Here is a 13,963-nt window from a genome sequence, read left to right as displayed (position 1 = left end):
GATCAACCAAAATCAACTCGAAACTAAAAGCATACCCCCGCCGGAGCGCTTCGCCAGGGCCTAGCCCAGGATCACCCGCTCCTCGGCCAGGCGGTAGCTGGGCTCGCGCAGCTGCTGGACCAGGGAGTAGACAAAGGCCAGCGGCCCCAGGCGGCCCACGAACATGAGCACGATGATGATCGCCTTGCCCGCCGGGGTCAGCTCCGGGGTGATGCCCAAGGACAGCCCCACCGTGCCCAGGGCGCTCACCGCCTCGAAGGCCAGGTAGAGGAAGTCGCGCCGCACGTGGCCGCCGTCGGCCACCCCCACCGCCGCGAGCAGCACCACGGCGGTGATCAAGACCAGGGCGGTGCCCACGGCCAACAACAGGGCCATCTCCACCTGGCGCTCGGGGACGGTCCGGCCGTAGGCCTGGGCCCCGGGGCGGCCCTTGAGCCGGTTCACGGCCAGGGAGAAGAGCACCGCGATGGTGGTGGTCTTGATGCCGCCGCCGGTGGAGCCCGGCGAGGCCCCGATGAACATCAAGAGCATGATGATCACCAGCGAGGCGTTGCTCAGGTTGTTCATGGGGATGGTGTTGAACCCGGCGGTGCGCGGGGTGATGGTCTGGAACAACAGCGGCCAGAAGCCCTGGTTCCAGGCCGGGCCCTTGGCCAGGGCCTCCGCGCTGAGCAGGGCGATGGCCCCGCCCACGATGAGCACCCCGCTGGTGGCCAGCACCAGGCGGGCTTGCAGGGACATGCGCCGGGGAGGGGCGTCCTTGGGGCGGCGCAGGCGGGCGGTAAGCTCACGCAGCACCACGAAGCCCAGGCCGCCCAGCACGATGAGCGCCATGACCGTCAGGTTCACCGTGGGGTCGGTGGCGTAGCCGATCAGGCTGTCGCTGAACAGGCTGAAGCCCGCGTTGCAAAAGGCGCTGATGGAGTGGAACACCGCCTGGGCCAGGGCCTGGGGAGCGGGGAAGTCCTTGAGAAAGCGCAGGAACAAGACCGCAGCCCCGATGCCCTCCAGCAGGAAGGTGTAGAGCAGCACGTCGCGCACCAGGCGGCTCATCTCGCCGCCGGGCACCGGGCCCAGGGCGCCCTTGAGGGCCAGGTGGGCCTTGGGACCGGGCCGCTTGCGGGCCAGGTAAAGCAGGGCCACCGAGAAGGTCATGATGCCCAGGCCGCCGGCCTGCAACAACACCAGGATGAGCCCCTGGCCCCAGGAGGACCAGGCGGTGGCGGTGTCCACGGTGATCAGGCCGGTGACGCATACCGCGCTGGTGGAGGTGAACAGGCAGTCCAGGAAGTCCACCCCGTCGGGGGACTGCATGGCGGGCAGATAGAGCAGGCCCGCGCCCAGGAGGATGAACGCCGCAAAGGACGCCAGCACCAGGCGCGAGGGAGTCAGCCAGTTGGACATGACTTATGGCGGGGCGGGGCTCGCCCCGCGCCGGCTACTCGCCGCTCTCTCGGGGCGGGGCGGGCTGGATCAGGGTTACGATGGGCTTGGGCCCGGCCGGGGCGTGGGGATGCTCGTGGCCGTGGCAATGCTCATGACCGTGCTCGTGGCCGTGGTGGTGTCCCTCGCCGTGCTCGTGGTCATGGTGATGGTGGATATGACCGGAGCCGGTCTTGCCGCAGCAATCACACATGGTTTCTCCTCCCGCAATCGCAATGCCCCTGAGTTTAAGCCTTGGGCCTCCGCTTGTCAAAGGGGCTTGTCCCCTTGCGCCCGGCGCCTTGGCCTGGCTACTATCGTACTAGGGTAAGCCTCCCATCCCCTACCGGGACTGGGGAGAGCTTGCCCAAGGCGAAACTCCGATCCTCGCACCGGGAAGCGGCCATGGCAGTCAAGCAATTGGGCTTTAAAGTGGCGGTGGGAGTGCTGGTGCTGGTGCTCCTGGCCTCCTACGGCTTTTATTGGCTGTCCATGAACCAGCTCCACGCCAACGTGATCCAGTTGGTGGACTTCTCCAGCCATCTGGAGGCGGCGGACAACTTCCACTCGGCCATCCACTCCATGCTCCTGGACGCGGAAGGCTATTACCGCAACGACAACGACCCCGCCTACCAGGAGGCCTACCAGGACAACCGCTCCGTGGCCCAGATGTCCTTGGACGGACTCTGGAGCCACGTCAACTCCCTGCCCCCGGGCCCGGCCCGGGATCAGGTGGCCGGGCGCACCGAGGGCATAAGCCGGGCCTACGCCAGCTACCAGAAGGACCTGGACCGGATCATGTCCGGCGATCAGGCCGACGGCCGGGAGCGCTTGGCCAAGATCGCCAAGGATTTCAACTCCATCTTCAAAAAGTACTACCTGCACCTGCACGACCACCACAACCATGAGCAGGCCGACCTGGCCCGGGAGTCCTCGCGCACCTGGCGCGCGGTGAGCGTGGTGTTCGCGGTGCAGCTGGCCCTGGCCTTGGGGGTGGGGATTCTGGTGGTCTTCTATTTGGACCGGGTGGTGCTTCGGGTTTTCAACCTGACCGAGCGCATGGCCTACCGCGACAAGCTCACCGGCCTGCGCAACCGCACCGCCCTGGCCAAGCTGGTGCACAAGCTGGAAGACCCCCCGGACCGGCCCCACCGGCGCTATTGCCTGACAATGCTGGACATTGACTACTTCAAGGCCTTCAACGACACCCACGGGCACCCCGCCGGGGACCGCCTGCTCAGCGATTTCGCCGAGGTCATCACCGCCAACGTGCGCTCGCAGGACGTTGTGGTGCGTTATGGGGGGGAGGAGTTTCTGGTGGTGCTGCCCGAGACCGCCAAGGAAGACGGGGCCAGGGTGGCCGAAAAACTGCGCCGGGCCATCGCGGACAAGCGCTTCGCCCTGCCCAGCGGGGATATCGCACCGCCGGTCACGGCCAGCCTGGGGCTGGCCGCTTATCCCGACGACGGCGACGGCTTCGACAAGGTGTTGCGCCGGGCCGACGACCGCCTCTACCAGGCCAAGGAGGCGGGGCGCAACCAGGTGGTGGTTTAGCCCGCGTATTTAACGAGGGCTAACCTACCGTGGCCTCGTAGGCCTCGGCCTCCATCAGGTCGTCCAGCTCGCCGGGCTCGCTCAGCTTGACCCGGGCGATCCACCCGTTGGTGTAGGGCTCGTTGTTGAGCAGGTCCGGGGTTTCCTCCAGCTCGGAGTTCACCTCCAGCACCACCCCGCTCACCGGGCTGATGAGGTCGCTGACGCTCTTGGCGCTTTCCACCGCGCCCAGCTCCTCGCCCACGGCCAGCTCCTGGTCCGCCTCGGGCAGGTCCACGAAGATCACGGTGCCCAGCTGATCCTGGGCGAAGTCGGTGATGCCCACGATAGCTTCGCCGCCAGCCAGGGGGCGCGCCCACATGTGGTCGGGATGATATTTCACGTCGTCGGGAAAGTTCACGCTAGTCCTCTTGTCTGTGCGCATGGCGTTTGCTGAGGTAGACCAGCGCCGCGGCGCTGACCACGGCCAGGCCCAGGGCGAACCAGGCAGTGGGGGTAAAGCCCAGGAAGGGCTCGCCCCGCCAGTCCCCCCGGAACGTCTCGATTATAACCCGGGCGATGCCGTGCATGAACCCGTAGGCGAAAAAAATTTGGCCCGCGAAACGCCGCCGGGGCCACAGCAAAAGCAGGGCTCCGGTGATCACCAGCAAGGCGGCCGAGGTGTAGAGCTGGGCCGGGTGCAGGGGGATGCCCCGGGGGGCCAGGGTGAGGGGGGCGTTGAAGGTGACCGAGCACCAGCCGTCTTGCCAGGGCTGGCCGTAGCAGCAGCCGGCCGAGAAGCAGCCGATGCGCCCGATGGCCTGGGCCAGGGCCAGGGCCGGGGCCACGCAATCCATGAGGGTGAGCACCGGCAGCTTCCAGCGGCGCATGAGCAAAATGCCCACGATGAGCGCCCCGCCCAGGCCGCCGTAGAACACCAGGCCGCCTTCCCAGATGGCCAGCACCCGCCAGGGCGCGTGCAAGAACTGCTCGGGCTCCAGGGCCACGAACATGAGCCGCGAGCCGATCAGGCCGCTGATGAGCAGCCACAGGGCCAGGCTCATGGCCCGCTCCGGGTCCAGGCCCGCGGCCTTGGCCAGGCGGGTGTAGAGCCACAGGCCCAGGGCCGCGCCCAGGGCGAGCATCACCCCGTAGGTGTGCACGGTGAGGGGGCCGATGCTGAAAAGAACGGGATGCACCGGGATCAGCCTTTGTTGCGGATCAGCAGGATGGCCAGCCACACCCCGCCGATGGTTATGGCCGCGTCGGCCAGGTTGAACACCGGCCAGTGCCAGTTTCCCACGTAGAGGTCCACGAAGTCGACAACCCGGCCGCCCCGGAAGAGACGGTCGATGAGGTTGCCCACCGCGCCGCCGCAGATGAGCCCCAGGCAGACCAGCGCCCCCCGGCCGCGCCCCAGGGGGCCCAGCGCGGCCCACACCGCCAGGCCCAGGGCCACCACGGCGGCCAGCGCGAAGAGCCAGCGGGCCCCCTCCACCGTGGCGAAGGAGGAAAAGGCGGCTCCGGTGTTGTAGGCCAGGATGAAACGGGCGAAACCGGGAATGATCGCCACGGGCCCCTGGCTGAGCCAGGGGACCATGACGGCTTTGAGCAGTTGATCGGCCCCGGCCACGGCCAGGGCGATGAGCCCCAGGGTGACCAGGCGGCGCTTCATAAGGCTAGGCCAGCTCCCTCACCACCGCCGCGCAGCGGCCGCAGAGCTCGGGATGCTCGCTGTCGCTGCCCACGGTGGAGGTGTGGTTCCAGCAGCGGGGGCACTTGCCCGCCTCGGTGGGCGCTACCTTGACCACCAGGCCGGGCACCTCCTCGCTGACCAGGGTGGGCTCGGCCGGGGCATCGTCGCCCAGGCTCAGCGAGGCCACCATGGTGATCTCGGCGAAGGCCTCCTGGTTTTCCCGAAGGAAGGCCAGGTCCTCGGCATTGGCGCTGAGGCTCAGGTCGGCTTGCAGGCTGTTACCCACCAGCTTTTCCTTGCGCGCGATGTCCAGGGCCTTGTTCACCTCGCCCCTGAGGGCCAGCAGGCGGGCCCAGCGCTCGGCCAGGTCCAGGTCCTGCACCGAGGGGTCCACCTCGGGAAGGGCGGCCATGTGCACGCTCTCGAACTGAGCCTTGGCTCCGGGCACGTGGTCCCAGGCCTCCTCGGCGGTGAAGGACATTATAGGCGCGGCCAGGGTGAGCATGGCCGTGAGCATCCGGTAGATCACCGTCTGGGCCGCGCGGCGCTCGGGGCCGGCGGGCAGGCTGGTGTAGAGCCGGTCCTTGATCACATCCAGGTAGAAGCCGCTCAGGTCCACCACGCAGAAGTTGTGCAGGCCGTGGAACACGGTGTGGAAGTTGAACTCGTCGTAGCCCTGGCGGCAGCGGCGGATGAGGTCTTGCAGCCGGTGCAGCATCAGGCGGTCCATCTCGCCCATGGTGGCGGGGTCCACCTGGTCCTTGGCCGGGTCGAAGTCGGCCAGGTTGCCCAGCATGAAGCGCATGGTGTTGCGGAAGCGGCGGTAGGCCTCGGCCAACTGCTTGAGGATCTCCGGGCTGATGCGGATGTCGTCGGTGTAGTCCTCGGCGGCCACCCACAGGCGCAAGACCTCGGCCCCGTACTGGTCGATGACCTGCTGGGGCGGGATCACGTTGCCCAGGCTCTTGGACATCTTGCGGCCGTCGCCGTCCACCACGAAGCCGTGGGTGAGAACCATCTTGTAGGGCGGGGCGCCCTTGGTGCCCATGGCGCACAAGAGGCTGCTGTGGAACCAGCCGCGATGCTGGTCGCTGCCCTCCAGGTAGAGATCCGCCGGCCAGGTGAGCCCGGGGTTGGGCTCCAACACCGCCGCCTGGCTGGTGCCCGAGTCGAACCACACGTCCAGGATGTCCTTTTCCTTGTCCAGCTTGGTGCCGCCGCACAGGGGGCACACCGCCAGATCGCCCAGAAGCTCCTCGCTGCTGCGGCCGAACCAGGCGTCCGCGCCTTCGTTGCGGAAGGCCTCCACGACCTTGGCCGCCATCTCCGGGGTGAGCACGTGCTCGCCGCAGGAGGCGCACTGGAACACGATGATAGGCACGCCCCAGGAGCGCTGGCGGCTGATGCACCAGTCCGGGCGGTTCTCGATCATGCCGTAGATGCGTTCCTGGCCCCAGCGGGGCACGAACTTGACGTCGTTGCGGATGGCCTTGAGGGTGCGCTCCCGCAGTTCGTTCTGCTCCATGGAGATGAACCACTGCGCCGTGGCCCTAAAGATCACCGGCCGCTTGCAGCGCCAGCAGTGGGGGTAGGAGTGGCTGATCTCCTCGGTGGCCAACAGGGCCCCGACCTCGCGGAGCTTTTCCACCACCTTGGGGTTGGCCTCGAAGACCTCCATGCCGGCGAAGAACTCCACGTCGTCCAGGAAGCGGCCCTGGTTGTTCAGGGGGCTGTACACGTCCAGGTCGTAGCGAAGGCCGGTCTCGTAGTCCTCGCGGCCGTGGCCCGGCGCGGTGTGCACCAGCCCGGTGCCCGCCTCCAGGGTCACGTAGTCGGCCAACACGCCCACCGACTCGCGGTCGTAGAGCGGGTGCTTGGCCTTGACGCCCTCCAGGTCGTGGGGGTCGATGTCCGTCAGCTTGGTCCAGCCGTCGAAGCCGAAGGTGTCCATGCAGATGGCCGCCAGGCGCTCGGCCAGGATGTAGACCTTGCCCTCGTGCTCCACGGCCACGTAGTCCAGCTCCGGGTTGGCCGCCACGGCCAGGTTGGAGGGGATGGTCCAGGGCGTGGTGGTCCAGATGACCAGGAAGGCGTCCTTGCCGGCCAGCTCGGGGTACTTGGGGCTCAGGTCCGTGACCAGCGGGAAGGCCACGTAGATGCTGGGGCTGGTGTGGTCGTCGTACTCCACCTCGGCCTCGGCCAGGGCGGTCTGGCAGGAGTTGCACCAGTAGATGGGCTTCTTGGAGCGGTACACGCTGCCCAGCTCGTAGAACTTGGCCAGCTCGCCCGCGGTGATGGCCTCGTAGTCGTAGCTCATGGTCAGGTAGGGGTGGTACCAGTCGCCCAAAACCCCCAGACGCATGAACTCGCCCCGCTGGATGTCGATGAACTTCTCGGCATAGGCCCGGCAGGCCTTGCGCACCGCCATCTGGTCCATGGCCGCCTTGTCGCCGCCCAGCTTCTTGTCCACCTCGTGCTCGATGGGCAGGCCATGGCAGTCCCAGCCCGGCACGTACACCGCGTCCGCGCCGGCCATCTGGCGGCTCTTGACGATGATGTCCTTGAGCACCTTGTTGAAAGCGGTGCCCATGTGGATGTTGCCGTTGGCATAGGGCGGGCCGTCGTGCAGGATGTACTTGGTGCGTCCCGCCGCCTGCTCGCGCAGCTTCTCGTATAGCTTTTCCTCGCTCCAGCGGGTGAGCATCTCCGGCTCGCGCTTGGGGAGGTTGGCCTTCATGGGGAAGGCGGTCTTGGGGAGGTTGAGCGTCGCTTTGTAATCCATGGAGCCCGTCCTGAGTAATTGCGTAAACTACCTTTAGAAACTCACTTTTCTACCACACCCCAGGGGCAAGTCAAGGGTGGGGCCCGGGGCCGCGGGGCGCTTGGGGGCCATGGGGGGGCAAGCCCCTTGACACCCCCACGGCGCCCGGCTAGAGTTGCATTAGTAATTCGCCTGGGGGATAGGGGAGTTAAGTGAAACTGCTTAAACGCTTTTTTGGCCGGGAACAGCAAAAGAAGCGCCTGTTCGTCCTGAGCATGGATGGCGTCTCCCAGGACTTCGCGGCCCGCGCGGCGGCCGGGGGCCTGATGCCCAATCTGGGGCACATCCTGGAGCAGGGGCTCAGCGCGGGCCTGGCCTCCAGCCTGCCCACCGTGTCCACCGTGGCCTGGGCCAACTACATGACCGGGGTGAACCCGGGCAAGCACGGCGTCTTCGGCCTGGTGGAGCGCCACCCCGACCCCTTCTCGGTGCTCATCCCCTCCTCGACCGACATCAAGGCCCCCACCCTGTGGGAGATGCTGGGGCGCGGCGGGGTGCCGGTGGGGGTGATGAACGTGCCGCTCACCTTCCCGCCCAAGAAGGTCAACGGCTTCATGGTCAGCGGCTTCCTCAGCCCGGACCTCTCCCAGGCCACCTACCCGGTGGAGCTGGCCCCCCGCCTCATGGAGATGGACTACCGCATCGAGGCGGACATGAGCCTGGCCAGCGAGGAGCCCGAGTTTTTCCTGGCCGAGCTGGGGGACACCCTGGCCCGGCGCTTCAAGGCCGCCTTCCAGCTCATGCGCGAGGGCGACTGGGAGTTCTTCCAGCTCCACCTCACCGGCCCGGACCACATCAATCGCCTCTACTGGGACGCCTGGACCGAGGGCGGCGACACCGGCCGGGCCCGCCTGGCCGAGTTCTACCGCCGTTTGGACGGCTACCTGGGCGAGCTGGTCGAGATTTTGCCCCCCAGCTGCCCCCTGCTGTTGGTCAGCGGCTACGGCATCACCCGGAGCAAAGGCCTGGTCTATTTGAACCAGTGGCTGGAGGCCAACGGCTACCTCTTGTTCGGCAAGGGCAAGAAGGAGCTCAAGAACCTGCACGGCGACTCCAAGGCCTACAGCCTGATCCCCGGGCGCATCTATTTGAACCTGGAGGGACGGGAGCAAAAGGGCTCGGTGGTGCAGGGCAGGCCTTACGAGGACCTGCGCGAGGAGCTGATCCACCGCATCGGCGGCCTGGTGCACCCCGAGACCGAGGAGCCCCTGGTGGCCAAGGTGCACCGCCGCGAGGAGATCTACTCCGGCCCGCAGCTGAGCCGCGCCCCGGATCTGGTGGTGGAGCCCGCCCCGGGCTATGACTTCAAGGCCAACCTGGGGGTGAGCGGCCTGGTGGCCCCGCCCGAGCGCGCGGGAATGCCCGCCAAGGACGACGCCCTGTTCTACGTGAGCGGCATCAAGGAGGGCCTGCGCAGCGGCGAGCCCCGCTTGCAGGATCTGGCCCCCACCGTGCTCAGCCTGCTGGGCCTCAACACTCCTCCGGGCATGGAGGGCGAAAGCCTCTTATGAGCCGGACGGGCTTCACCGTCTGGCTAACCGGTCCCCCCGCATCCGGCAAAACCACGTTGGGCCGCATGCTCAGCCGCGCCCTGAGGGCGCTGGGCCTGGCCGTGTTGCACCTGGAAGAAGCCGAGCTTCGCGAAAACCTGGGCGAGCCCCTGGGGGCCAAGGCCGCCTGGCTGGCGTCCCGCGCCAACCAGGGCGGGGCCGCCTGCGTGGTGGGCCTGGCCGCGCCCCGTGCCGCCGAGCGCCGCGAGGTACGCGCCTCGCTGGGCGACTACGTGGAGGTGCATCTGGACTGCCCCCTGGAGCAGCGGATCAACCGCGACCAGGCTGGGCGCTACGCCTCGGCCCTGGCCCAAGGCGGGGAGGGCCTGGCCGCGTTGGAGGGGGCCTACGAGCCCCCGGCCGACCCGGAGGTGCGCTGCCCCACCGGCCAGGAAGGGCCGGGCGAGAGCCTGGCGCGGGTGCTGGCCTATCTGGGCGAGGCGGGGCTCATCGGGCCGGCCCCGCATACGGCGAAGGATGCGGCGGTTTACAGCGATGATGAGGAGGCGGAGATCGTGGCGCGGCTCAAGGACCTGGGCTACTTGTAAGCGGGCGGCTTCGCCAGCCACCCCTAGGCGTTGTTGCCGCCTCGCTCCAGCCTCGACGTAGTTTTACTACGCCTCCGGCTGTCGCTTGCCGGACGCCTAGCCTAGGGGCGCCTGGCTGTGCCGCGAGCGGGGCGGCGTAATCGCCCCCCAACCACAACGGCGACGGTGCCCCCACCCGCCAAGCCCGCTTTTCCTTATTCCAAACTTTTTTCTTTAATCTTTCTTTTTTCTTCCCCTTAACGCGGACGCGAAAAAGCCCCCGGCGGATGCCGGGGGCCTGCTTCGCGCCGGGTGGCGCGGAGACTACTTGCTGTACTTGTTCAGCTCGTTGATGAGCTTCATGGCCGAACCGGGCTTGGGAGCCTTGTTCTCCTTGAGAATCTGCTCGGCGGTGTAGGACTTGCCGTAGTAGGCCTTGGTGCGCTCCGCGTCGAACTCCAGGCCAGCCCCGTTCAGGGACACCCCGGCAAAGGCGCCGGCGCTCTGGGAGTAGGAGTAGATGTCGCTGTCCTTGCCCGAGAAGGTGCTGCCGCCGCTGGCGGTGCGGCCCACGGGACCGGCGGCCACCGAGGCGTCGCCGCCCAGCTTGGCGTGGCCCTTGAGGATGCCGGCCAGGCCGTTGTTGGTCATGACCATCATCAGGAAGTCAGTGGAGGACGCGCCGATCTGGAAGCCCACGCTGGCGCCCGCGATGGTGTAGAAGGCGGGGCCGGTCCAGCCGCCCTTGACCCGGGCCAGGATGACGCCGGTGCCGCCCTCGCCGCCCACGATGAAGCCGGCTTTGAACACGCCGGGGAAGATGGCCACGGCCTTGGCCTTCTTGAGCAGGTCGCGGGCCACGCCCTTGTCCTCGGTGCCCATCATCTTCATGACCACCACCGTGGCCTCGTCTACCTTGAGCACGGCCTTGTCTTTTTCGGCCGCGAAAGCCACCACCGCCATGGAGGCCATCAGGGCCAGGGCGGTCAAGCAAGCCACTAGGCTGTATTTCAAACGCATATCTTTACTCCTCCCGAAATTGGGTTCCTTGGAAACAGGGTTGGGAAAAACCTCTCTCTTAACTCTTTAAGATACGCGCCTGAACGGATTGGAAGCAAAAAAATATAAGTCCGGGGATCAGGCGGGAAGCCAGTTCCAGGCGGTTCCGGGGCCTTGCAAGGGCGCATCAAGGTCCAACCAGGCGCCCAGGGAGGGGAAAACGTCGTAAAGCGAGGCCCCGTCTAGCTCCTGGCCCGCCTCCCCCAGGGGGGCGCCCCCGGCCAGGGCGGCCACCAGCACTCCGTGTTGGGCGTGGTTGGCTCCGTCCGGGCCGGTGTCGTTGCCCGGGGTGAAGATAGGCTCGGGCGCGGGCTCCACCGTGGCCAGGGCCCGCCAGCCCAGGCCGCCGGGGTGCAGAATCAGATCCGGGGCCACCCGCGTTACCGCGCGGTAGATGTCCCGGGGCCGAAACACCTGGTTGCCCAGGGGGCTCCCGTCCGGGCCCGCCAGGGCCTCCAGCTTGGCGGCCAGCTCCCCGGCCAGGTCCTCGGCCCGCTCCGGGGGCAGCGCGCCCTGGGGTTCGCGGCCCGCGACGTTCAAGAAGATGCGGCTGTAGTAGCCGCCCTCGGCCCAGGCCAGGGTGCGGGGCCAGTCCACCATGTCGGGGGTGAGGGGAGCGGGCCCGGCAGGCGGCTCCTTGAGGGTCAGGTAGCCCTCGTGCCGCAGCCATTGGTTGATGGCCAGGCCTCCTTCCAGGCTCTTGGCCCCGTGGTCGCTCACCACCAGCACCAGGGTCTCCGGGGGCAGGGCGGCCACCAGCCCGCCCAGCAGGCGGTCCAGCAGGGCGTAGTGCGCGGCCAGGATGTCCGGCTCGCCCCAAAAGGCATGGTGCAGCCGGTCCGAGGACATCTCCACCATCATGAACAGCTCGGGCGCGTAGAGACCCAGCAGGCCGTGGGCCACGGCGAAACGGCGTTGGGCCATGGTGTCCAGGCGGGCGGCCAGCTCCGCGCGGGGGGCGGCGCGGAAGTTGGGGATGTCGTAAAGGTACTCCCCCCCGGCCCAGCGCTTGAGGCGCGGCCCCAGGCTGGCGGGCCACACCCCTTGCCGCGAGCCCGCCGGGGTCAGGGGACCGGCCACCATGGCTCCCTTGAGGGGCGCGGCGGGATAGGTGAGCGGCCAGCCCAGCACCACCGAGGTGAGCCCCGCCGCCCCGGCCAGGTCCCACAGGCGCGGGGCCTCGACCATCTCCGCCGTGGCCGTGGCCATGGCTTCGTAGGAGTGATCCCGCCGGTTGCGGAAGCCGTAGAGCCCCAGCTGGCCCGGGTCTTGGCCCGTGGCCAGGCACATCCAGGCGGGCACGGTGATGGGCGGGATGCAGGAAGTGAGGCGGCCCCAGCGGCCGCGTGCGCGCAGGGTGTTCAGGTGGGGCATGTGCCCGGCCAGCTCGCCGAAGGCCAGGGAGGGCTCCAGGCAGTCCAGGCCGATCACCGCCGCCCGGCGGGGGATCACCTTTTCTCCTGTTGCAGGGCGTTCTGGAAGCGGCGCAATTGGCCTTCGTAATACTCGCGCCGTTGGCGGGGGTTGGCCGCCAGGGCGGCCCGGGCCGCGGCCACCGCACGGTGGTAGTCGTGGTTCACGAAGTAGGCCTCGGCCAGGGTGTCCCAAATGTGGGCCGAGGGCGAGAGGGTCACCGCCCGGCGGGCCAGCTCCAGGGCGCGGCGGGGGTTCTTGAGGGCCGGGTCCTGAGCGATGGCCAGGCACCAGGCCAGGCCGTTGATCACCTCCGGGTCGCCCGGGGCCAGGGCCAGGGCGCCCTCCAAACGGGCCAGGCCCTCGCGCTCCCGGCCCTGCTCGAAGAGAATCGCGCCGAGCTGCATGTGCAAACGGGCGTCGTGGGGGTGGGCCGCGATCTCCTGCTCCACCAGGCGGGCCACGGTGGACTGCTTGACCATCTGGTCCAGGCCCAGGTGGTCCACGGCCAAGCCCCCCGCGATGGTGAGGGCCAGGGCGATGAAGAACACCTTGAGGCCCCGGTTGATCAGCTTGGCCTGGGCCGCGATGCGTCCGGGCTCGGCCTCGGCCCTACGCAAGGCCTCCACCCGCTGGGCGATGGAGAAGTGGTGCCAGGAAGGGGTGTCGCGGGTGTCGCCGGACAGGGTGGCGATTTTTTCCAGGGACCGCACCAGGGGATCGGCCGCGCCCATTACGCGCAGGGAGAACAGGTCGGCCTGGCGCTCGAAGTGGCGCATGAAAAAGCCCATGACCAGGCGCAGGTAAACCACCAGCAAGACCACCAGGGGCAGGGCCAGCAGTATGCTCATGGCCCCGCCCGCGCCATCGCTGGAGAGGATGTCCAGGCCCCAGGCGCTGCCCGCCAGCCACCAGACCAACAGGCTCATCACCAGGCTCATGGGACCGGACAGGGCATAGGCCGCGAAAAAGAAGCCCGTGAAGAACATGAGGTAGTACCACAGGTGCTTCAGGCGCACGTGACCCGCCTCGTGGGCCACCACCCCGGCCAGCTCGTCGTTGTCCAGGGCGTCGGCCAGGCCGGGGGTGATGAGCAGATAGCGCAGGCGGGGCACGAGCCCCAGCACCCCGGCGGTCAAGAGGCGCCCGCCCATGAGGGGCCAGGTGAGCATCTCGCCCACCGCCACCCCGGTGTGCTCCAAGACCGCGCCGCACACCGCGCGCACCCGGCCTTGGGGCAGGGGTTTGCAGCCCCACCAGCGCTTGACCAGGGCCGGGAACAACAGGGCCAGGGCCCCCACGAAGACGATGAGATAGGCCAGGCTGCCCAGGCCGCTGTCCAGCCAGGCCCGCGCCCCGGGCCACAGGTGCACCAATACGTCGCGGCACAGGCTCACCGCGAACCAGGGGAAGATGACCGGGGCCACCATGCGCACCTGGCCGCCCAGATAGTCGCCCCGGCCCAGGCCGCCCAGGCCGCCGGCGTTCTCCAGGCGGTGGGACGCGCCCCACACCACGGCCAGCAGGAGCAGGTAGAGCCCCACCGCCACCAGGCCGCGCAGGGTCTCCCAGGTGGCCATGCCCGGCCAAGTCATGAGATAGGCCTTCAGGTCGGCCACGGTGATCATGAGCATTAGGCAGAGGATGGCCGCGCCGTGCAGCTGGGCCACCAGGCGGCGCGCCCGCGCGGCCGGTCCCCGGCCCCGGCGGAACAGCCCCGCCCGGCCCAGGTGCATGGAAACCGCCAGACGCGCCCCCAGCCAGAGCATGGCCGCCAGGACCGCGCTGGCCAGATAGCTCTCCCAGGGCCCCAAGGCGGGCTTGCCGGGCTGGTAGGCCTCGAAGACCACCATCACCAGGATGAAGGCTATGATCTGGGCGAAAAGCACCGCGACTCCCTTGCCCCCGGCCTGGTTTGCTGGGCCGTGCGTCCGGCCGCGCC

General features: G+C 68.4%; 12 protein-coding genes. 3 read left to right on the top strand and 9 right to left on the bottom strand.

All coding sequences use genetic code 11. The features are described from left to right. Positions 1–60 precede the first annotated feature (60 nt). Together KQH53_03760 and KQH53_03755 are read right to left on the bottom strand one after the other, a co-directional pair. The gene (locus tag KQH53_03760; protein ID MCB2225770.1) at positions 61–1,404 is read right to left on the bottom strand and encodes a TrkH family potassium uptake protein; all 1,344 of its coding nucleotides are present in this window, start codon (positions 1,402–1,404) and stop codon (positions 61–63) included. 34 nt (positions 1,405–1,438) lie between these two features. Next, positions 1,439–1,636, bottom strand: coding sequence for a hypothetical protein (locus tag KQH53_03755; GenBank protein MCB2225769.1), 198 nt, complete (start codon positions 1,634–1,636; stop codon positions 1,439–1,441). A 191-nt stretch (positions 1,637–1,827) separates the two neighbouring features. Here KQH53_03755 and KQH53_03750 point away from each other — a divergent pair, with 191 nt between their 5' ends. Next, a complete protein-coding gene (locus tag KQH53_03750) occupies positions 1,828–2,976 on the top strand; it encodes a GGDEF domain-containing protein (protein MCB2225768.1) in 1,149 nt (382 codons plus the stop codon). Positions 2,977–2,995: 19 nt separating this feature from the next. On the opposite strand, the gene gcvH is transcribed toward KQH53_03750, so the two are convergent. From gcvH to ileS, 4 genes are read right to left on the bottom strand one after another with little or no spacing between them, the layout of a single operon-like run. After that, positions 2,996–3,400 (bottom strand): glycine cleavage system protein GcvH, encoded by a 405-nt coding sequence (gene gcvH, locus KQH53_03745; protein MCB2225767.1) that lies wholly within the window; start codon positions 3,398–3,400, stop codon positions 2,996–2,998. Further along, positions 3,378–4,154, bottom strand: coding sequence for a prolipoprotein diacylglyceryl transferase (lgt, locus tag KQH53_03740; protein ID MCB2225766.1), 777 nt, complete (start codon positions 4,152–4,154; stop codon positions 3,378–3,380). Before lgt ends, gcvH begins: the two co-directional genes overlap by 23 nt. 5 nt (positions 4,155–4,159) lie before the next feature. After that, positions 4,160–4,630, bottom strand: coding sequence for a signal peptidase II (lspA, locus tag KQH53_03735; GenBank protein ID MCB2225765.1), 471 nt, complete (start codon positions 4,628–4,630; stop codon positions 4,160–4,162). Between the two features lie 4 nt (positions 4,631–4,634). Continuing rightward, the gene (gene ileS, locus KQH53_03730) at positions 4,635–7,433 is read right to left on the bottom strand and encodes an isoleucine--tRNA ligase (GenBank protein ID MCB2225764.1); all 2,799 of its coding nucleotides are present in this window, start codon (positions 7,431–7,433) and stop codon (positions 4,635–4,637) included. Between the two features lie 191 nt (positions 7,434–7,624). Here ileS and KQH53_03725 point away from each other — a divergent pair, with 191 nt between their 5' ends. Together KQH53_03725 and KQH53_03720 are read left to right on the top strand one after the other, a co-directional pair. Continuing rightward, on the top strand, positions 7,625–8,983 hold the full coding sequence (locus tag KQH53_03725) for an alkaline phosphatase family protein (GenBank protein ID MCB2225763.1): 1,359 nt from the start codon (positions 7,625–7,627) through the stop codon (positions 8,981–8,983). Then, on the top strand, positions 8,980–9,570 hold the full coding sequence (locus KQH53_03720; protein MCB2225762.1) for an adenylyl-sulfate kinase: 591 nt from the start codon (positions 8,980–8,982) through the stop codon (positions 9,568–9,570). The genes KQH53_03725 and KQH53_03720 overlap by 4 nt, the downstream gene beginning before the upstream one ends. A 303-nt stretch (positions 9,571–9,873) precedes the next feature. Here KQH53_03720 and KQH53_03715 read toward each other — a convergent pair whose 3' ends face one another. The 3 genes from KQH53_03715 to KQH53_03705 form a co-directional block, all read right to left on the bottom strand. After that, entirely contained in the window at positions 9,874–10,569 is a 696-nt protein-coding gene (locus KQH53_03715) for a lipid-binding SYLF domain-containing protein (protein ID MCB2225761.1), read from the bottom strand. 117 nt (positions 10,570–10,686) lie between these two features. Continuing rightward, the gene (locus KQH53_03710) at positions 10,687–12,060 is read right to left on the bottom strand and encodes an alkaline phosphatase family protein (protein MCB2225760.1); all 1,374 of its coding nucleotides are present in this window, start codon (positions 12,058–12,060) and stop codon (positions 10,687–10,689) included. Next, the gene (locus tag KQH53_03705) at positions 12,057–13,910 is read right to left on the bottom strand and encodes a M48 family metalloprotease (protein ID MCB2225759.1); all 1,854 of its coding nucleotides are present in this window, start codon (positions 13,908–13,910) and stop codon (positions 12,057–12,059) included. Before KQH53_03705 ends, KQH53_03710 begins: the two co-directional genes overlap by 4 nt. Positions 13,911–13,963 lie beyond the last annotated feature (53 nt).

This window comes from Desulfarculaceae bacterium (assembly GCA_020444545.1).
Lineage (GTDB): Bacteria > Desulfobacterota > Desulfarculia > Desulfarculales > Desulfarculaceae > Desulfoferula.
Note: the sequence above shows the minus strand (reverse complement) of the source record. Positions and strands in the feature narration are given on the sequence as shown.

What these genes read in the sequence shown, in the direction of transcription:
- KQH53_03760 (MCB2225770.1), bottom strand. Translation starts at nt 1,404, where the DNA reads ATGTCCAACTGGCTGACTCCCTCGCGCCTGGTGCTGGCGTCCTTTGCG.
- KQH53_03755 (MCB2225769.1), bottom strand. Translation starts at nt 1,636, where the DNA reads ATGTGTGATTGCTGCGGCAAGACCGGCTCCGGTCATATCCACCATCAC.
- KQH53_03750 (MCB2225768.1), top strand. Translation starts at nt 1,828, where the DNA reads ATGGCAGTCAAGCAATTGGGCTTTAAAGTGGCGGTGGGAGTGCTGGTG.
- gcvH (MCB2225767.1), bottom strand. Translation starts at nt 3,400, where the DNA reads ATGCGCACAGACAAGAGGACTAGCGTGAACTTTCCCGACGACGTGAAA.
- lspA (MCB2225765.1), bottom strand. Translation starts at nt 4,630, where the DNA reads ATGAAGCGCCGCCTGGTCACCCTGGGGCTCATCGCCCTGGCCGTGGCC.
- ileS (MCB2225764.1), bottom strand. Translation starts at nt 7,433, where the DNA reads ATGGATTACAAAGCGACGCTCAACCTCCCCAAGACCGCCTTCCCCATG.
- KQH53_03720 (MCB2225762.1), top strand. Translation starts at nt 8,980, where the DNA reads ATGAGCCGGACGGGCTTCACCGTCTGGCTAACCGGTCCCCCCGCATCC.
- KQH53_03715 (MCB2225761.1), bottom strand. Translation starts at nt 10,569, where the DNA reads ATGCGTTTGAAATACAGCCTAGTGGCTTGCTTGACCGCCCTGGCCCTG.